Origin of the sequence: Bacillus sp. FJAT-47783, assembly GCF_022808615.1 — a bacterium.
Taxonomy (GTDB): domain Bacteria; phylum Bacillota; class Bacilli; order Bacillales; family Aeribacillaceae; genus Bacillus_BZ.
The window spans coordinates 1-19,679 of the sequence record NZ_JAKZKS010000037.1 but is presented as its reverse complement, the minus strand read 5'-3'; the positions used below and the strand labels follow the sequence as shown (position 1 = coordinate 19,679).

Genomic DNA, 19,679 nt, shown 5'->3' with positions numbered 1-19,679 from the left:
GTGTCGAAGAAAGCAGAAAATCAACCAAAGTAAGCTAAAATTGGGGTGAACTCGATTATGATTGTCGAACAAGAAAGGAAAATCTAGAAAAACGTCGAGAGAGAGGTGAATAGATGGATTTTAAAAACGTCACCTTAGAAAATTGGACATTCATAATTCTGAGGTGCCGAATATGGGATTGATCTAAAAACGGCTTTCTTTTATCTTTTGTAAAATAATTGTAAATCGTATAGAATTGAAAAATAGAAGGTAGTATAATATAAGTCGTATTACGACAATTTTTATAAAAAATGTAAGATCATGTAGATATAAAAAGGTAAACCTTTTATAATAGACGATATGTGAAAATTTTAGTACGTGGAGGTCAACATGGAAGAAACGATTAGTCTGAAAGAACTATTTCAAACACTACGAAAACGGCTCGCACTTATTGTCATGATTACGGCGCTTGCCACGATGACGAGTGGGATTGTAAGTTATTTCTTTATCACGCCAATCTATCAATCATCGACACAAATTTTGGTCAATCAAGCAAAAGACGAGCAAGGAAACTTTCAATATAATGAAATTCAAACAAACTTGCAGTTAATTAATACGTACAATGTCATCATTAAAAGTCCAGCGATTTTAGATAAAGTCATTGATGAGTTGAAATTAGAAGAAAGTGTTGGACAGTTAAATGAGAAGATTACGGTGAACAGCGAGAAGGATTCACAAGTTGTGAACATTTCTGTTCAAGATGCAAATCCTGATCGAGCTGCTGAAATCGCCAATACGATTGCATCTGTGTTCCAAAAAGAGATTCAAACACTTATGCATGTCGATAATGTTAACATTTTATCGAAAGCAGAAGTAAAGGAAAATCTATCACCTATTAAACCGAAACCTGCCTTAAACATGGCGATTGCTTTTGTAGTAGGGTTAATGGCTAGTGTGGGAATTGCATTCTTACTAGAGTACTTAGATAACACGATTAAAACAGAACAAGATATTGAAAGATTGCTAGAATTACCGGTTTTAGGAGCTATTTCTGAAATGAGTGATGAAGCGACTTCAAGTAACGAAACACCGACACAAACGTCAGCAGTAAGGGGAGAGTCATATGGCGCGTAAAAAGTTTTCATCAAAAAGTCAATCGTTTAAACGAAATGAACGTTCAATCATTACAGCCCATCAGCCAAAATCTCCTGTATCCGAACAATATCGAACGATTCGTACGAATATTCAGTTTTCATCTGTCGATCAAGATATTCGCTCGATTTTAGTAACATCAGCTGGACCTGGAGAAGGAAAGTCGACAACGACAGCGAACTTGGCGGTTGTATTTGCTCAGCAAGGAAAACGAGTGTTATTAATCGATGCCGATTTACGGAAACCAACCGTTCACTACACATTCCGCGTTGAAAATATTTACGGATTAACAAATGTGTTAACGAAGCAAGCTTCTTTACAGGAGGCTATACAACGTTGTGAAGTGGACAATTTAGACATCTTAACAAGCGGTCCAATTCCGCCAAACCCGGCTGAATTGCTATCATCAAAACAAATGCATGAATTATTAGAGGAATTGTATGCTATTTATGATCTGGTCATTTTCGATACACCGCCTATACTAGCGGTAGCAGATGCGCAAATATTAACGAATCATGTCGATGGTTCGATTTTAGTTGCGTGGAGCGGAAAGACCGAGCAAGAACCAGCTCAAAAGGCAAAAGAAGCGTTGTCAGCAGGGAAAGGAAAGTTGCTTGGCGTTGTCCTAAACGGTAAAAAGCATAAAGATACGCAGTATTACTATTATTACGGTAAGAAATAAGACACGATTCGACAAAATCCCCCTCTTTTCATTAGGGAATATGACTGCTAAAATAGTGAAGTCAATGAGGGGATTGAGTCAAATTTCCTATGAACGGAGGGCGAACAGTGATCGATTTACATTGTCACATATTGCCGGATGTCGATGATGGGGCAAAGCATGTAACAGAGAGCTTAGAAATGGCGAGAAAAGCGGTAGAAGAAGGAATTACAGCCATTGTCGCAACGCCCCATCATAAACATGAGAAATATGAAAACGAAAGCAACTTTGTCATACATAAAGTGAACGCATTGCAAGAGGCCATCGACAACGAAGGAATTCCCTTACAGATTGTACCTGGTCAAGAAGTAAGGATATATGGGGAATTACTAGAAGATTACGACTGCCATAGAGTGATCGGATTGAATAATAGCCGATATGTCCTCATCGAATTTCCATCCAATCATGTGCCGAGATATTCGGAACAGCTTTTATATGAAATGCAAACAAAAGGAATCACACCGGTTATCGCTCACCCAGAACGAAACAGCGAAATTATGCAACATCCAGACATTTTGTACAAGTTTGTGAAAAAAGGCGCAATCACACAAGTAACGGCAGGCAGTTTAACAGGACGTTTCGGGAAGAAGATTCAAAAGTTTTCCCTTGATTTAATCGAAGCAAGGCTTGCTCATATCGTTGCATCTGATGCTCATAATGTAAAAACGAGAGGGTTTTACGTCAAAGATGCTGTTAACGTCATCCAACAAGAGTTTGGAACAGAAGCCGTCTATTACTTTCAAGAAAATGCAGAGTATGTTTTTCGAAACGAATCGATTTATATCGAACAACCAGAACGAATCAAACGGAAAAAGTTTTTAGGGATCTTTTAAAGGTAAACATGTCATTCAACTAGTTTTTAAGTTTGACATTGGTGCCATTACATTTTTCCGCTTTTTTGACGAAAGCGTCATTTAGAAATCGATGGTTAACTCTTCTCTATATTATTTCGGATGAAAATAAATTGTTTTGAGGATACTTTTAAATTTTTTTGAAAAAGGTGATGCCTCCTTACCTTTATCAACGGAGGCACTCGGCTGTGCCGTGGGTATTTACATGCACAATACCTTAGACGCGTGTCGTCGGTGGTACGGCGTGAGGGTGGGTTTGATGCCCATATTTTAACTATAAATATATCATTATATAACAATAGAAAATCTAGATATGGAGATTGGGGCAGTCGGTGTATCTAGGTTTTTTATATTTATTGAAATGGATTCAAACATCTTATTTTATTGAGAAAGGAGTCTGTTCATTTGACGTATCAAAAACGGTTAACTCTTTTAGTTTTTTTGGACTCATTGATTGTATTAACGTCCATTTATTTTAGTCAATTTCTTTTACAACCAAACTTTTCTATTTTTACACTTCCAACAGTGTTATTAACATCCGTTACATTATTAATAAGTCATCATGTATTTGCCGGAATATACCGACTGTATAATAAGGCGTGGGAATATGCAAGTATCGGTGAATTAATGGTGATTACGAAAGTTGTCACATTTTCTATAATGGCAGCCGCTGTTGTGCAGTTTATTTATGGACAAGATATTTATTTCCGTTCATTACTTATTACTTGGTTGCTACATATAATTTTTATCGGAGGATCTAGGTTTTCTTGGCGCTTGTACAGGGATACCTTCATGCAAGTGGCAAAAAACAAAAAAAGAACGCTTATCATTGGAGCAGGTGCTGCTGGAACGATGGTTGCAAGGCAATTGTTACATAGTGATGAAGCAAATTTACAACCAATTGCATTTATTGATGATGATGTGAAAAAACATCGTTTACATGTGTTAGGAATACCCGTTGTCGGAGGATCTGGTTCCATTGAAGAAACGGTCAAAAAAATGAATATTGAACATATCATTATTGCGATCCCTTCATTAAGTAGAAAAGAACTAAATCATATCTTTAAAGAGTGCAGCAAAACAAAAGCAAAAACACAAATTATGCCGAAAATTGAAGACCTTATTCTTGGTAATTTATCTATCAATCAATTCCGTGATGTGCAAGTTGAAGATTTATTAGGACGTGATCCAATCGAGCTTGACATGGACAGTATTTCTGACTCTCTTACAGAAAAAAAAGTGTTAGTTACGGGTGCAGGCGGTTCGATTGGATCGGAAATTTGCCGACAAGTATCAAAGTTTAAACCGAAACAGCTTATCCTGTTAGGTCATGGGGAAAATAGCATTTACACCATTGAAATGGAGCTCCGAGAAACATATGGTGATGAAATTGAGCTTATTACTGAAATCGCCGACGTACAAGACCGGGCGAAAATGTTTGCGATTATGGAAAAACATACACCAGATGTTGTGTATCACGCTGCTGCTCATAAGCATGTCCCATTAATGGAACGGAACCCAGAAGAAGCGGTGAAAAATAATGTCATCGGGACGAAAAATGTCGCGGAAGCTGCTAGTACATATGGTATCGGCACGTTTGTCATGGTTTCAACCGATAAAGCGGTAAATCCAACGAGCGTGATGGGGGCTACAAAACGAATGGCAGAAATGATTGTTCAGCATATGGACACTGTCAGCAAAACACGCTTTGTTGCCGTACGATTTGGAAATGTATTAGGAAGCCGCGGTAGTGTGATTCCGTTATTTAAAAAGCAAATTCAAAAAGGTGGGCCAGTTACCGTTACGCACCCGGATATGGTTCGGTATTTTATGACCATTCCTGAAGCAAGCCGACTTGTGATTCAGGCGGGAGCTCTTGCTAAGGGCGGAGAGATTTTTGTCTTAGATATGGGTGAGCCCGTAAAGATTGTCGATCTGGCGAAAAACTTGATTAAACTATCCGGCTACTCTACTGATGAGATTGGAATTGAATTTACTGGAATGAGACCTGGGGAAAAGCTGTTTGAAGAATTACTCGGCAAAGATGAAGTACATGATGAGCAGATTTATCCGAAGATTTACGTTGGGAAATCGGTGAATCGTGATATTGGACAAGTGATGGATTGTATTGAGGAGTATGAAGAGTTAGGTAAGGAAGGTTTGAGGGAAAGAGTATTGGATATAGCGCATGGAAGAGTGAAGGGGCGGTTAGCTGTTAGCCGTTAGCGGTTAGCTGTTAGCGATTAGCGGTTAGTGGTTGGCTATTAGCAGCTATTAGGCAGTAACAGCTAGCAGCTAGAGGCTAGAAGCTAAAAGCTAGAGGCTAGAAGCTAAAAGCTAAAAAGCTAACATCTAGCAATCTGGAGGTGTGGTTTTGCATAATGACATTAGGAAACTTATTGTCTGGCAAAGGTCACATGAGTTGGTGTTGAAAATTTATGAGATTACTAAAGCATTTCCAAAAGATGAACAGTTTGGCTTGACATCGCAAATACGAAGAGCGGCTGTGTCTGTACCGAGTAATATTGTTGAAGGTAAGGGCCGCGGATCTGACAAAGAATATAAAAGGTTTTTGCTAATAGCACGAGGATCACTTGAAGAAGTGAAATATCAACTGTTATTAGCAAGGGATTTAAAGTATATAGATGAAAGAGAGTATCATAGTATTTTAAAGGTTACAGATGAAGTCGGGAAAATGATAAATGGCATGTTAAAAGCGATTAGCGGTTAGCCGTTAGCGGTTAGCTGTTAGCGGTTAGCCATTAGCGGTTAGCTATTAGGCAGTAACAGCTAGCAGCTAAAAGCTAGCAGCTAAAAGCTAAAGGCTAAAAGCTAAAGGCTAAAGGCTAAAAGCTAAAGGCTAAAAGCTAAAAGCTAAAGGCTAAAAGCTAAAAGCTAACATCTAGCAGCTAAAAAGGAGGTTTTACCTTGAAAAGAGTAAGAAAAGCGATTATTCCAGCAGCGGGTTTAGGAACACGTTTTTTACCAGCGACAAAAGCGCAGCCGAAAGAAATGTTACCAATTGTAGATAAGCCTACGATTCAATATATTATCGAAGAAGCGGTAGCATCTGGTATTGAAGATATTATTATCGTTACGGGCAGAGGTAAGCGTGCGATTGAGGATCATTTTGATAAGTCTTATGAATTGGAAGAGACGTTAGCGAAAAAAGGGAAAATCGAACAGCTAAAGGAAATGCATAGTATTACAAACCTAGCGAATATCCATTACATTCGCCAAAAAGAGCCGTTAGGATTAGGACATGCGATTGCATGTGCAAGTCGTTTTATTGGCGATGAGCCATTTGCGGTATTACTAGGAGATGATATCGTTCATTCTCCAGAAAACCCTTGTTTAAAGCAGCTAATTGATGTGTATGACCGGTACAATTCATCAGTTATCGGCGTCCAACAAGTACCAGATCAAGATGTGTCTAAATATGGTGTTATTTCCATTCAAAATGGCCAAATGGATGATGGTGTTTTTCATGTTGATAACTTAGTCGAAAAGCCAAAATTAGAAGAAGCTCCTTCCAACTATGCGATTATGGGCCGTTATATTTTACGACCTGAGATTTTTGAAATTTTAGAGACACAAGCACCGGGTGCTGGTGGTGAGATTCAGCTTACAGATGCGATTAAGCAGTTAAATGAAAAGCAAATGGTCGTGGCTTATGAGTTTGAAGGTGAAAGACATGATGTTGGAGATAAGTTTGGGTTTATTAAGGCTACGGTGGAGTTTGCTTTGGAGCGTGAAGATTTAAGAGAGAATGTTTTGGGGTATTTGGAGAGTGTTTTGGATCGGGAGAAAGTAAAGTAGTGATGTTATATTGTGTGATAAGTTGGATAGGGCTATATGGAGTGACAACTATATTATCTGACTTATCACTCAGATTAAACCTTTTTATGATGTATGGAAACTTAGATTTTCTAAGTGGGTTAGTAGTTAGTTGGAAAGAAAAACTAAAATTCGAATTAAGTACTAATCTACTTAAGGAAGAATGAACCTAAGGAAGGAAGACTTGAAGATGGAGACAACAAAAGTGAACGAAAGAATATTTCTCTCATCACCACATATGAGTGATGAGGGGTATGAAATGCAATATGTAAAGGAAGCTTTTGATACAAACTGGATTGCTCCTCTTGGGGAAAATGTAAATGAATTTGAAAAAGAACTTGCTGCTAAAGTTGGTTCTAAGGCTGCTGCTGCCTTATCGTCTGGTACTGCGGCTATTCATTTAGCATTAAGAGCAGCTGGTGTTGGTGAGGGAGACATTGTGTTTTGTCCAACGCTGACATTCTCTGCGACAGCCAATCCGATTATTTATCAAAATGCGATTCCTGTTTTTATAGATAGTAATTATGAAACGTGGAATATGTGTCCTAAAGCATTAGAAGAAGCTTTTGAAAAGTATCCAGAAGTAAAGGCAGTTATTGTTGTTCACCTTTATGGTCTTTCTGCAGATATGGATAAAATTATGGAGATTTGTAAGAGGCATAACGTAGTGGTAATAGAAGATGCTGCTGAATCACTAGGTGGTTACTACAAGGGACAGCACACAGGAACGTTTGGTGATTATGGAATCTTCTCTTTTAATGGAAATAAAATTATTACTACTTCAGGTGGTGGAATGCTGGTTTCCAATAATGAAGAGAAGGTGGCCAAAGTGAGGTTTTGGGCGACACAATCAAGAGATCAAGCAAGACATTATCAGCATAGTGAGCTAGGCTTTAATTACCGTATGAGCAATGTTGTTGCTGGTATTGGTAGAGGGCAGCTTAAGGTGTTAGAACAGAGAGTAGAAAAGAAAAAATATATTTTTGAATATTATAAGAGAGAACTTGGCGATTTGTGCGGTGTCAATTTTATGCCTGTCAATGAGTGGGATGAGCCAAACTATTGGTTAAGCTCAATGACATTAAGTGGTAAGGTTAGGCCGATAGATATTATGGAAGCTCTTGAGAAAGAGAATATCGAGTCAAGACCTGTTTGGAAACCAATGCATATACAACCGTTCTTTGAGAAGTATGATTTTGTTGGTGAAGGTGTTTCAGAGAAGTTGTTTGAAAATGGTATTTGTTTGCCATCTGATACGAAGATGACGGATGGAGATTTAGAGAGAGTTTGTAAGATTATTAAGAGGTTGTGGTTAAGGTAATGAAAAATTCTAAAGGTGGTTTCTATAGAAGGTTTTTTAAAAGACCGATGGATTTCATACTATCATTGATTGCAATTATCGTACTTAGTCCTTTATTATTAATAGTTGCCGTTCTTGTAAGAGTGAAACTAGGAAGCCCGGTGTTATTTATACAAGAAAGACCTGGGATGAATGAGAAGATCTTTAGGATGTATAAGTTTAGGACGATGACGGATGAAAGAGATGAGAATGGGGAGTTGCTTCCTGATAGTGTTAGGTTGACGAAGTTTGGAAGGTTGTTACGTTCTACATCTCTTGATGAACTTCCAGAACTTTTTAATATTTTAAAAGGAGATATGTCCATTATAGGTCCAAGACCGTTATTGGTTCAGTATCTCCCTCTTTATAATGAGCATCAAAAGAGGCGTCATGAAGTAAGGCCGGGTCTATCTGGTTTAGCTCAAGTAAATGGTAGGAATGCTATTAGTTGGGAAGATAAGTTTAATCTAGATGTAAATTACGTTGATAATGTTAGTTTTATGAATGATTGGAAAATCATTTTTTCTACTATTAAAAAGGTTTTTGTAAGGGAAGGAATCAACTCAGAGACTGCGGCAACAATGGAACCTTTTAAGGGAAGTAAAAAGGAAAGAATAAAGCTATGAAAAACAAACTTCTTATAATAGGTGCTAGTGGGCATGGGAAAGTTGTGGCTGACATAGCCATAAAAATGAATAAATGGCAGAGTGTTGCTTTTTTAGATGATAATCAAAGCATTAAAGCATCAATGGGCTTGGAGGTACTTGGCACCTCTGACGATGTTTTTACGCATATAGATGAATATGAGATATTTGTTGGCATCGGAAACAATGCTACGAGACAAAAGGTTCATGAAAATTTGGAAACATTTGGGGCTAGCATTCCCGTATTAGTTCATCCGAATGCAGTTATAGGGTCACAAGTAGATTTAGGAATTGGTACAGCTGTTATGGCGGGAGCAATTATTAACAGCTGTACCAAAATAGGTAAGGGGTGTATCGTTAATACAGGTTCTACAATTGACCATGATAATAATATTGAAGATTTTGTTCATATCTCACCTGGAGCCCATTTAGCAGGTACGGTCAAAGTTGGAAAAGGATCTTGGTTAGGTATCGGCAGTGTAGTTAGTAATAATATAAACATCACTAACGGATGCAAAGTAGGTGCTGGTTCTGTTGTGCTTAAGGACATATATGAACCTGGAGTTTATGTTGGAACACCAGCAAAAAAGTTAGACTACTAAAAGAATAAGGGAGAAATTAAATGGAATTATTATATAAAATTTTATTTTATATAAGTGGATTTATTATAGTATGGGCAATGGTTGGTTATCCAGTATCGTTGAAGTTTATTGGAAAATTACTAAAGAATCGAAGGCTTAATAAAGATTATAATCATCAACCTACAGTAACCGTAATGGTAGTTGCCCACAATGAAGAAAAAGTAATACTAGAAAAGTTAAATAACATTATAGAGTTAGATTATCCTCGAGACAAAATTGAATTCTTAATTGCATCAGATAATAGTACTGATAAAACAAATAAAATTGTAAAGCAATTCATAAAAGAACATCAAAATATGAATATACGACTTTATGAGGTTAAGGCACGAAAAGGAAAAACAAATGCTCAAAATGAAGCTCAAAAAACGGTAACAACAGAGTATTTAGTTATGACTGATGCTAATTCAATAATGGATAAAAACTCTGTCAAAGAACTTATGGCCGCTTTTACTTCAGAAGATATTGCTTATGTATCAGGAAGATTATCTATCGTAAATCAGGCATCTACTGATATAAGTAATGCAGAAGCAAGCTATTGGGACAATGATTTAGTTATACGTGAAATTGAAGGTAGAATACAAACCATAACTGCGGGTAATGGAGCGTTGTATGCTTGTAGGACAAGGGATTACTATGACTTTGATCCAATTCAATGTCATGATAGTGCAATGCCACCTTTATATGCACTTCAAGGTAAAAGGGCAATTGCAAACCATGATGCTATTGCTTATGAGAAAGCCGGAGAAGTTATAGAAGATGAATTCGGGCGTAAGGTAAGGATGAACCGAATTATTCTTAAACATATATTACCGGATGTAAGAATACTGAACGTTTTTAAGTATAAGTGGTTTTCATATTTTTATTTCGGACATAGAACGTGTAGATATTTATTATGGATTTCACACCTTATAGTGTTTATAACTAATGCTCTACTAATACCGGAGTCAATATTCTATACATTGACTTTTGCAGGACAATTGCTGTTTTATCTTTTAGCACTGGTGAGAGTTATTACAAAATCAAATAATAAATACTTGACTCTAGTTTATTACTACTGTGTAACAATACTTGCACAGTGGGTTGGAGTCTATAATATATTGACTGGAAAAGCAAAACCTTTTTGGGAGAAAGCTGAAACAACAAGATGAGGCTATTTTTATTGGATAGAGTCCAATACTAACAAGTATGCAAATCTTAAATAGGTGGATAGTGTCTTTTCTTGTGAAATCAATTAAAAGAAAGACTTTATTCCTCCAAATACTAGGTGATTATGTGAATATAAAACAAGTTATAAAAAAAATGCTCCAGAGCTATATAGTTAGAAACGTATTAACTGTTCTAACATTTGACTTAATATCAAAGATGTTATCAATACTGATAACAGTTATATTAATTAGAAGCTTAACCAAAATGGATTATGCATATTTCACATTTCTTCAGGCTGTTGCAACTCTTTTTGTTGGTATAGTAGCTAGTGGTTTAGTGGCTTCTTATATTAGGTTTGATACTGAGCAAATTTCAAGAATTAGTTCGGACAATAACAAATTATATGTTCTAAACTTTAAGCTTATTACTTACGTATATATTTTTTTGATTGTTATAGCCCTTATATTTAAAGATTTATTAATGACTTCTATGTCCAATGATGAATCTTATTATTCTTTTATTTTGTTTGGAATTATACTGGCCTATACTATGTCAATCTGCAGATTAAATATTGGATATTATCAAACACGTGATAAGTTTAAGGAATCAGGTAAGTTACTTAATCTTAATAATGTCACTATAATGCTACTAATTACAATGTTAATACTTTTGGGAACTGTAAATATATATACAGTATCAATAGTTTATATAGTTGGATTTCTATCAATTGCAATAGTAGGTACTTTAAAAATATATAAGAAGAAACCACTTAATAAAGGAAAGCATTTTATTGACTTAAAAGAGTATTATCATTCTTCGTTTTGGCTAATTTTTTATTATGTAATGATAGGCATATTTTCTAAACTAGATGTATTTATGATTACTAACTTTTTAGGTCATGGGGATATCGCAAATTACGGGGTAGCGAATAAATATTACCTTTTAATGTTAACTCTTTTACCTTCGATCAAAGCAGTATTAATGGTTAGAACTTCTAAAATTGATATGATAGATAATTTAGAGTCACAAAAGAAATTTACTCTTCAGTGGATATTTAAAAGCGCCCCTTTCATATTAATTTTTTCAACAATAGTCTTTTTATTGTCCGATAAGGTTTTACCAATATTAAATGGAGAAATTTATAATGACTCTATTATTCCATTTAAAATATTTGTTGTAGGTATGGCTTTTAGTTATATATTTGCACCAAATGTTGATGTTTTACGTTCCATGAAAAAGTATAAAGCATTAGCAGTGCTAGGCCTTTTGGCTTGTGTTATGAATTTTGTTCTTAATCTATACTTCATACCTATATATGGGATAAATGGAGCCGCATTAACGACTATACTGTCTCAAATTTTTATAAATATTTCTTCAACTGTTCTAGTTGTAATAAACACAAGAGATGTGAAAGCTGCTTAACTAGGGGGGGAGTAACATTATATATCTTGGCTTTTGTTTTATTATCTTCATTACCATTACTTATTTAGGTTTACAAATCAAAAAGACAAGAAATTGGTTTAATATTAAAAACATCGTTTTTTTAGCATTGTTATTTTTATATATTATCCCTCTATTCTCTGAAAAATTCTATTGGACACGGGATACAGGATTTTTATTTATAATATTCCTTGGATTTGTAGGCTTTTTTATAAGTATTTTCATATTAGATAATATAAGTAAAAAAAAGTTCCGAAATGAAGCGACTGTGTCAAAATACCAATTTAATACTAACTATCTATTAATTTTATTTATTTTAGCAACTTTATATAATTTTGTTCAGATATTCTCTGTTGATATTTTTTCATTTAGTAAATTTATTAGTTTTTTAACACGAGATAGAGTTGGTGAATATTTAGATAATCCTATTATTCAAAGATCAATCTTATTGAAGCCAATAATTGACACAGTCTCATATATATTAATATTTTATTTTTGGAAGAATAAAAAATATAAAACTGGTACATTTTTATGGTTTATAGTTTTCTTAAATAAGTTACTCTTTTCTCACACTCGTTTTGTAATATTAATAGATTTATTATTACCAATATTTTTTTATAATTACCATGTTAAAAAGGTGAAACTAAAAACAATTACAATAGTTTTTATAGCTGTATTATTGTTTGTTTCAATAGGTAATTTTGCCAGAGGTGGTACACTGGGTTCTAATAATATAAAAGAAGCTGTTTCAGCTGAGGTAGTTTATGATCAAATATTGAGATCTTCATCAGGTAGTACAGAAAGTTTTTATAGATTGTATGTGAATAATCCTCAAAAGGATTATTTAAAGCAATACTTTTATTACTTACCAATAAGTTTCATTCCTCGTGCTATATGGCCAGACAAGCCTATAGTAAGTTATTTCTGGAGAGCTACCAAAGAAATAACAGGTATGTATCCACAAGGTAAAATGAACCCAGTATTAACTACAACATATTTTGGCGAGGCCTATCATCAGTTAGGCCATTTTGGGGTAGTTACATCTTTATTTATATATTTAATTGTACTGTTGATAGCGCTAAGAATCATAAGCAAATTTCAATATACAGATTTATTAATATTAAAGATAGTAATTCATATTCCCATGGACATTAGGGGAGGATTTAATTCCTTTTTGATTACTCAATTTAGTTATATCTACCCTTTGATATTTTTACTGTTAATTCTAGCTTATAACCTTAAAAAGGTACGTGATGAAAATATAGTAAATAAGCTATTTTAATTGGAGTATTAAACTATTTAATAGATTGGGAGGGAAGTTAATGTGCCAGGTATTATGTATTAGTGATAGCTATCCAATTCACCCACGTTTGCAAAAATTAGGTGAATTATTTAGTCCTAATAATCAAGTTCACTATATTTTATGGAATAGGTCTGGACAAGTCGGGAGCAAAAATAATACTTATATATATAATTCCAGTACAGGATATGGAAAAAAGTTAAAAAAGATTAAAGATCTCCCAAAATTCAACTTATTTATATTAAAAGTTATAAGAAATCTAAAACCTGACGTTATCATATGTAGGCATTGGCAAATTTACTTAATGGTTTCTATGCTTAATATAAAAAAGGTAAAAGTAATTTATGATGTATGTGATATGCCGAGTAATAGATTTGTAAGATTAGTTGAAAAGGTGTATCTAAAAAAAGCACATAAAGTTGTATTGGCTTCACGTTTCTTCAGTGAATTCTATGAACATGAAGACATCTTAATATTAGAAAACAGACCTGAGTTAAAAAACTGTAGCATAAAAAAAAGTGAGATTAAGGCACCAGATTCTACAAAACTACGAATAACTTTTCTAGGTAAAATTAGATATTTGAATATTATGAAGAATTTAATAGGGGCCTTAAAAAACTCTGAGAAGTATGAAATTAAATTTTATGGCGATGGTCCTGACTATAAAACCTTAAAGAGATATTGTGATGAACACTATGTGAATAATGTTAATTTCTATGGAAGATATAATTCAAATGATATTGCAAAAATCTACAATGATACGGACATAGTTTGGTGTGCATATCCTAATCATAACTTTAACGTTAAATATGCAATTTCAAATAAATTTTTTGAAACCCTAGCTTTCAAAAAACCAGGAGTTTTTTCAATCAATACAAGGATTTCTGAGTTGGTGAAAAATAAAGATATTGGATTTTTGGTTGATCCTTATAGTGAGGAGGATATTAAGTCGTTATTTAATAAAATATCTCTAAATCCAAAAATTTTAAATGATGTAATAAACAGGATTAACAAATGTGGTGAGCCGGTATTTTGGGACGATTATAAAGACCAAAAGGAGAAATACTTATGAGAACTTCAATTGTTCACATACATCAAAAGTTTTATCCCTATGAGGGAGGGAGTACTCAGAGATTATTAAATCAGCTCTCATATTTAGATAAAAGTAAGTATGATGTCTATGTGCTATGTGAAAAAATAGGTGAAGAGCCAACGGAGGAAAATTATCAGGGTATCAATATCATAAGATATAACCGTTTTTATGAAATACCCTTTATATTAAAAAGATTAACAAAGCAGATAGAAATAAATATACTTCACGCACATAATTTTAGACCTAGTTTCTATGCAAATTTATTTAATTTATTTTCAAGAAAAGTTTTCATCATAGAAATGCATTCTATATACACCGTAAAGAATAAGATAAGTGCCTGGATTGGAAATAAACTCTTATCAAAGGCAAATTCTATTATTGTACTTTCTAATAAATCCCGCGAAATACTGCTTAATAACTTGAATATATCAGGGGAAGTAAATGTCATATACAATGGCATTGATTTAAATGACTTCAGATTTGCAAATAAAGAGATAATGTCTATTGATAGGGATTTTGCTGAATTTGTTGAAGAAGCAGCTAAGAAGAAAGATATTCTAGTTGGATACATTGGAAGTATTAGACCTTTCCAAGGAATTGATAACCTTATTAAAATAATAAACTCTGTAACAAATGAAAAAATAAAGTTTATAGTAGTTGGTGGAAACAATCAAGAAAGTAATAACATAAAATCAAAAATAAAAAATAGAAATGTGTTTGTAAGAGAGTTTGTTAAAAAAGATAAAGTGAAGCACATTTATAAAAACATTGATATCTTGTTAATGCCGAGACCTAAAATTGCATCTACAGATTCTGCTTTACCTTTAAAGCCAATAGAATCAATAGCAGCTGGTAATCTAATATATGCTACTAATGTAGGTGGTATGGTTGAATTAAAGCAGCTTACTAATTCACCTAGAATAAAATTTCTTTCTGTAGAGGAAATGATAGAAGATCTTAATCGACTCCACATCGGAGATATTGATAAAAATACCATAAATGAAGGGGAATTGGGATTATTTGACATTAAATCCCAAGTGAAGATTTTAGATGATATATATTCATCATTATTAATGGAGAGATAAAATGAAACGTAAAATTTTCAGCATCAATGCTTACAGGTTATATAAGATTTCAAAAATGTTGAGAAACAAAAATTTGCACCCTTTATCTGAATTTATTGATAAGTTTAATTGTATTATCCACAATTCATTTATTTCGAGTGAAACGGATATAGGTGATAAATGCACGTTTGCTTACGGGGGGATAGCAGTAGTAATTCATAGACAAGCTAAGATTGGTAAGGGTTGTATGATTGGTCAATGTGTAACAATCGGCTCTAAAGGAAGTACTAAAAAAAATGATAGTAATAAACCCCCGGTAATCGGACAAGGGGTTTACATTGGAGCTGGAGCAAAAATTATAGGAGATATTACAATTGGGGATTATTGTTTAATTGCCCCTAATGCGGTTGTAACTAAAGACGTAGAACCATATTCAGTTGTTGGAGGTGTTCCAGCAAAAGTCATTGATAAAATTACTAATGAAAATCATCAACAAAAATATAAGGATTATTATGGCTTAGAGGCAGCATATGAGAATTAAAAAAATCATAAAAACTATACAAAAAATTGGACTTAAGAGAGCACTAGCAATAATCAATGAGAAGTACTTATTGACGCCTTATCTTTTTATAAAATATAAAACATTCTATATAAGTGATGATATTAAATATCATATGCCAAACTTCCAAGGAATTAAGCATGATTATATGATTAACCAAGACATTTACAGTCAAAGTAATCAAATAAATGATATTTTAAATAACAAATATAAACTTTTAGGGGTTGAATTTGAGAATCCTAATTTGGATTGGAATATAGATTTTAAGACTAAGTTCGTTTGGGAGAATTCATTCTACAAATATATAAAATTAAAATCATATGAGATGAATAAAGACGCTAAGTTTCCTCTCGAGTACTCTCGTTTAAATCATTTATTAATATTATGTTTGTATTATAAAAAGAACAATAATACGAATATATATAATAAAATCATTTCTCAACTTGAAAATTGGAGAGACCATAATCCTATGGGGTTTGGTATTTCATGGGCTTGTAATATGGATGTAGCTCTAAGAGCTGTTAACCTTGTAATTATAAGCAAAGAGCTTTTGAATGATAAGAGTACTTCAAAAGAAAGAGAGTTTTTTAATACAGTAATATATTCTCATGGAATTTTTATTAAAGATAATCTAGAAAATAAAAATCTAAACAAAAACAATCATTACCTATCCAATTTACTAGGCTTGTTATTTGTTGGTTTATATTTTAGTAATATAAATTTCGGGAAAAGCCTACTTGATTTTGCAATCCACGAATTAGAATCTGAGATTAAACAACAAACAAATCTGGATGGGACTAACTATGAAGGCAGTACTTATTACCATAAATTTACGTTTGAGATTTTGTTTTATGCAATGGTCATAATAGAAAATAACGGGTTAACTGTTTCTGAAACTTATAAAAGTATTTTAGAGAATATGTATCACTTTCTAAAGACAATTGTAAAGCCTAATAATGAAATACCATTAATTGGTGACTGTGATAATGGTTATGTATTAAATTTAAATAACTATTTTTGTGAAAATGCCCGAAAGTCTATTTCAATTATTAACATTTACGAAAAACATATACAAGAAAGAAATGCTATAAAACACGATAGAAAAGATTGTAAAAAAAATATGTCCTCTTTTGTAGATGGGGGTGTATATATCATGAAAAACAACAAAGCGTACTTATTAATAAAGTGTGGTAGAGTAGGAACAAACGGTTTTGGTGGACATAGTCATAATGACCAGTTAAGTTTTGAGCTTAATGTTAGTGGAAAAGACTTCTTTGTAGACCCAGGTACCGCTTATTACTATGGTAATCACCAACTAAGAAATGAAAATAGGCAAACTAAATCGCATAACACTTTATACTACGAGGATTATGAACAAAATGATTTTCAAGAACATGAGATATTTTTGTTAAAGGAACAAACTTATAGTAAATGTATAAAGTTTGATGAATTTATATTTATAGGAGAACACTATGGATATTTAAAAAAGAACGGGAATACCCATAATCGAAAACTAGAATTACAAAAAGATAAAGTGCTAGTAACTGACAAATTAACAAATTTAAAAGATTCACCAAAGCTTTCTTATATCTTACATCCTAATGTTGAACTTTTTAAAGTTGACGAAGGATTATTGTTAAGAAATGATGGGGTGGAAATCTTATTGGAAACTCAAAATTATAGTTTAGAAGAGTGTATATATTGTTATGAGTATGGGTCTTATAAAGTAACTACAAGAATCTCTTTGGAAATCAAGAGGATTGAAACTAGTACTACAATTAAATTCAATAATTAATGAAGAATATTAAGATCAATTTCGATGAAAGTCTAATGTTTGACTTTTAATTAAAAAAGTTAAAAAAGGAGTTTATATTACTATGATTAATGTAGTTGGATTAGGTTATATAGGATTACCTACAGCGTTAATGTTAGCAAAAAGTGGTCTTAAAGTTGTTGGGACAGATTATAACGTTAATTTAGTTAATTCTCTAAATGATAGAAAGCTTACTTTCGAGGAACAAGGATTAGAGGAACTTTTTCATGAAGCACTTTCTAATGAGATAGAATTTACGAATGAATATCAAAATACTCACACATATATACTGGCTGTTCCAACCCCCTATATTAAAGAAAGTAAAAAACTTGACCCCAAATATGTTATTTCAGCAGTAAACAGTGTTCTTGATGTTTGCGAAAAGGGTGCAATAGTAATTATTGAGTCAACAATATCTCCAGGAACAATCGATAAGTATATTCGACCTGAAATAGAAAAAAGAGGTTACGTAATTGGTCATGATATAAATTTAGTACACGCTCCTGAGAGAATTATTCCTGGGAACATGATATATGAACTCGAATACAATTCAAGAACAATTGGTGCAGATAATCAAGAGATTGGTGAAAAAGTTAAGAGGTTATATGCAAACTTCTGTAAAGCAGAAATTGTTGTGACAGATATAAGGTCTGCTGAAATGTCTAAGGTTGTCGAAAATACATTTAGAGATATAAACATCGCATTTGCGAATGAATTAGCTAAAATCTGTCGCACTGATAATATGGATGTCTATGAGATTATTAGAATTGCTAATATGCATCCTCGAGTTAATATATTGCAACCTGGACCAGGGGTTGGTGGACATTGTATTTCAGTTGATCCATGGTTCTTAGTGGGAGATTACCCTGACTTGACAAACCTTATTTTAACTGCTAGAAAAATAAATGATTCTATGCCAAGACATGTACTAGGAAGAATAAGGGATATCATGAGAGAACATGATATTAAGGATATATCAAAAGTAGGTCTCTATGGACTAGCATATAAAGAAAATGTTGATGATACAAGAGAGAGCCCTACACTACAATTATTAGATAGAATGGACGAACACTTAGCTTTTGGAGTTAAAGTCTTTGATCCACTCGTGAAAGATAGAATAGTAGATCACCAATTTATGAATTTCGAGGATTTCCTAAACGAGATAGAAATTCTTGTAATTATGGTTGGACATGATCATATAAAAAGTAATATGGATTTAATAAAGGACAAGCTTATTCTTGATGCCAAAAATATATGTACATTCGATAAATCATATAAATTATAAATTAAGCTGGTGATATACATGAAGAAAAAAGTAATGGTGGTATTTGGCACGAGGCCAGAAGCTATTAAAATGAGCGGTGTCCTTTTGTTAAAGAGTTAAAAACAAGAGATAAATTAGAAACGGTTGTTTGTGTTACAGGACAACATAGAGAAATGTTGACTCAAGTCTTAGGTGCTTTTGATGTTACACCGGATTATGACCTATCAATTATGAAAGAAAAACAGACTCTATTTGACGTGACAATAAATATTTTAGAAAAAATGAAAGCAATACTTGAAGAGGTTAAACCAGATGTGGTGTTAGTTCATGGTGATACTTCTACAACTTTTGTTACTTCTTTAGCATGCTTTTATTTACAAATACCTGTTGGACATGTGGAAGCAGGTTTAACTTACAGATGCGTGGTCTAACTCCACCGTCTTTAGACGGTATACGCTTTTAGCCTTATATGGATGTGTCCATACTAAATGAAGAGGTGAGAGTATGGACGGATATAAGAAAAATAGTCATGCTGTTTTTGATATAAAATACCATGTTATCTGGGTAACAAAATATCGATATAAAGGTAAGCGTAAAATAGTCCCCACCTTCATGCAGATGGGGACTTGAAGTATTATTTAAATAACTTTTTAAAAGAAATACAAGACACTGGTAAAGATGTTGACCATGGAAGTAGTCGGTCTAAGGTATCCATATCTGTCAAATCTATATTGGGAAGCTGCTCAAATAGATAGCGAAGGTAGTAATAAGGATTTAATCCATTTGCGATCGCTGTCTCCACAATACTGTAAATGATGGCACTGGCTCTTGCGCCT

General features: G+C 33.4%; 18 protein-coding genes and 1 pseudogene. 18 read left to right on the top strand and 1 reads right to left on the bottom strand.

Annotated elements, in window-relative coordinates; genetic code table 11:
- Positions 1–369 precede the first annotated feature (369 nt).
- From MLD65_RS16930 to MLD65_RS16845, 18 genes and pseudogenes are all read left to right on the top strand, one after another.
- Positions 370–1,113 (top strand): YveK family protein, encoded by a 744-nt coding sequence (locus MLD65_RS16930; RefSeq protein ID WP_243293031.1) that lies wholly within the window; start codon positions 370–372, stop codon positions 1,111–1,113.
- On the top strand, positions 1,103–1,813 hold the full coding sequence (locus MLD65_RS16925) for a CpsD/CapB family tyrosine-protein kinase (protein WP_243293030.1): 711 nt from the start codon (positions 1,103–1,105) through the stop codon (positions 1,811–1,813). Before MLD65_RS16930 ends, MLD65_RS16925 begins: the two co-directional genes overlap by 11 nt.
- 107 nt (positions 1,814–1,920) lie before the next feature.
- Positions 1,921–2,685 (top strand): tyrosine-protein phosphatase, encoded by a 765-nt coding sequence (locus MLD65_RS16920; protein ID WP_243293029.1) that lies wholly within the window; start codon positions 1,921–1,923, stop codon positions 2,683–2,685.
- Between the two features lie 423 nt (positions 2,686–3,108).
- Positions 3,109–4,929: a polysaccharide biosynthesis protein gene (locus MLD65_RS16915; RefSeq protein ID WP_243293028.1), complete on the top strand. Its 1,821-nt coding sequence runs from the start codon at positions 3,109–3,111 to the stop codon at positions 4,927–4,929.
- Positions 4,930–5,077: 148 nt separating this feature from the next.
- Positions 5,078–5,434, top strand: coding sequence for a four helix bundle protein (locus tag MLD65_RS16910; protein ID WP_243293027.1), 357 nt, complete (start codon positions 5,078–5,080; stop codon positions 5,432–5,434).
- Positions 5,435–5,631: 197 nt separating this feature from the next.
- Positions 5,632–6,522 carry a UTP--glucose-1-phosphate uridylyltransferase GalU gene (gene galU / locus MLD65_RS16905; RefSeq protein ID WP_243293026.1) on the top strand — a complete coding sequence of 297 codons (891 nt, stop codon included), beginning with the start codon at positions 5,632–5,634 and terminating at the stop codon, positions 6,520–6,522.
- Between the two features lie 223 nt (positions 6,523–6,745).
- On the top strand, positions 6,746–7,861 hold the full coding sequence (locus tag MLD65_RS16900; RefSeq protein ID WP_243293033.1) for a DegT/DnrJ/EryC1/StrS family aminotransferase: 1,116 nt from the start codon (positions 6,746–6,748) through the stop codon (positions 7,859–7,861).
- Positions 7,861–8,505, top strand: a complete 645-nt coding sequence (locus MLD65_RS16895) for a sugar transferase (RefSeq protein WP_243293025.1) — start codon at positions 7,861–7,863, stop codon at positions 8,503–8,505. Before MLD65_RS16900 ends, MLD65_RS16895 begins: the two co-directional genes overlap by 1 nt.
- Positions 8,502–9,125, top strand: coding sequence for an acetyltransferase (locus MLD65_RS16890; protein ID WP_243293024.1), 624 nt, complete (start codon positions 8,502–8,504; stop codon positions 9,123–9,125). Before MLD65_RS16895 ends, MLD65_RS16890 begins: the two co-directional genes overlap by 4 nt.
- A 20-nt stretch (positions 9,126–9,145) precedes the next feature.
- Complete coding sequence (locus MLD65_RS16885; RefSeq protein ID WP_243293023.1) at positions 9,146–10,312, top strand: glycosyltransferase family 2 protein; 1,167 nt, start codon at positions 9,146–9,148, stop codon at positions 10,310–10,312.
- A gap of 37 nt (positions 10,313–10,349) precedes the next feature.
- A complete protein-coding gene (locus MLD65_RS16880; RefSeq protein WP_347709318.1) occupies positions 10,350–11,732 on the top strand; it encodes an oligosaccharide flippase family protein in 1,383 nt (460 codons plus the stop codon).
- Between the two features lie 286 nt (positions 11,733–12,018).
- Positions 12,019–13,032, top strand: coding sequence for a hypothetical protein (locus MLD65_RS16875; RefSeq protein ID WP_243293022.1), 1,014 nt, complete (start codon positions 12,019–12,021; stop codon positions 13,030–13,032).
- A gap of 40 nt (positions 13,033–13,072) precedes the next feature.
- The gene (locus MLD65_RS16870) at positions 13,073–14,122 is read left to right on the top strand and encodes a glycosyltransferase (RefSeq protein WP_243293021.1); all 1,050 of its coding nucleotides are present in this window, start codon (positions 13,073–13,075) and stop codon (positions 14,120–14,122) included.
- Complete coding sequence (locus MLD65_RS16865; RefSeq protein ID WP_243293020.1) at positions 14,119–15,228, top strand: glycosyltransferase family 4 protein; 1,110 nt, start codon at positions 14,119–14,121, stop codon at positions 15,226–15,228. Before MLD65_RS16870 ends, MLD65_RS16865 begins: the two co-directional genes overlap by 4 nt.
- 1 nt (position 15,229) lies before the next feature.
- A complete protein-coding gene (locus MLD65_RS16860; RefSeq protein WP_243293019.1) occupies positions 15,230–15,748 on the top strand; it encodes a serine O-acetyltransferase in 519 nt (172 codons plus the stop codon).
- Positions 15,738–17,561, top strand: a complete 1,824-nt coding sequence (locus MLD65_RS16855) for an alginate lyase family protein (protein ID WP_243293018.1) — start codon at positions 15,738–15,740, stop codon at positions 17,559–17,561. The genes MLD65_RS16860 and MLD65_RS16855 overlap by 11 nt, the downstream gene beginning before the upstream one ends.
- Positions 17,562–17,643: 82 nt before the next feature.
- The gene (locus MLD65_RS16850; RefSeq protein WP_243293017.1) at positions 17,644–18,864 is read left to right on the top strand and encodes a nucleotide sugar dehydrogenase; all 1,221 of its coding nucleotides are present in this window, start codon (positions 17,644–17,646) and stop codon (positions 18,862–18,864) included.
- A gap of 18 nt (positions 18,865–18,882) precedes the next feature.
- A pseudogene (locus tag MLD65_RS16845) lies at positions 18,883–19,253 on the top strand (UDP-N-acetylglucosamine 2-epimerase); the annotation flags it as partial.
- Between the two features lie 224 nt (positions 19,254–19,477).
- On the opposite strand, the gene MLD65_RS16840 reads toward MLD65_RS16845, so the two are convergent.
- Positions 19,478–19,679: transposase domain-containing protein (locus MLD65_RS16840; RefSeq protein ID WP_243293016.1), on the bottom strand; the 202-nt coding region annotated here is incomplete at its 5' end.

Bases quoted from the DNA above. Each gene is read 5' to 3' on its own strand.
- MLD65_RS16930 (WP_243293031.1), top strand. From the start codon at position 370: ATGGAAGAAACGATTAGTCTGAAAGAACTATTTCAAACACTACGAAAA.
- MLD65_RS16880 (WP_347709318.1), top strand. From the start codon at position 10,350: ATGCAAATCTTAAATAGGTGGATAGTGTCTTTTCTTGTGAAATCAATT.
- MLD65_RS16890 (WP_243293024.1), top strand. From the start codon at position 8,502: ATGAAAAACAAACTTCTTATAATAGGTGCTAGTGGGCATGGGAAAGTT.
- MLD65_RS16885 (WP_243293023.1), top strand. From the start codon at position 9,146: ATGGAATTATTATATAAAATTTTATTTTATATAAGTGGATTTATTATA.
- MLD65_RS16870 (WP_243293021.1), top strand. From the start codon at position 13,073: ATGTGCCAGGTATTATGTATTAGTGATAGCTATCCAATTCACCCACGT.
- MLD65_RS16865 (WP_243293020.1), top strand. From the start codon at position 14,119: ATGAGAACTTCAATTGTTCACATACATCAAAAGTTTTATCCCTATGAG.
- MLD65_RS16860 (WP_243293019.1), top strand. From the start codon at position 15,230: ATGAAACGTAAAATTTTCAGCATCAATGCTTACAGGTTATATAAGATT.
- MLD65_RS16855 (WP_243293018.1), top strand. From the start codon at position 15,738: ATGAGAATTAAAAAAATCATAAAAACTATACAAAAAATTGGACTTAAG.
- MLD65_RS16850 (WP_243293017.1), top strand. From the start codon at position 17,644: ATGATTAATGTAGTTGGATTAGGTTATATAGGATTACCTACAGCGTTA.
- MLD65_RS16925 (WP_243293030.1), top strand. From the start codon at position 1,103: ATGGCGCGTAAAAAGTTTTCATCAAAAAGTCAATCGTTTAAACGAAAT.
- MLD65_RS16895 (WP_243293025.1), top strand. From the start codon at position 7,861: ATGAAAAATTCTAAAGGTGGTTTCTATAGAAGGTTTTTTAAAAGACCG.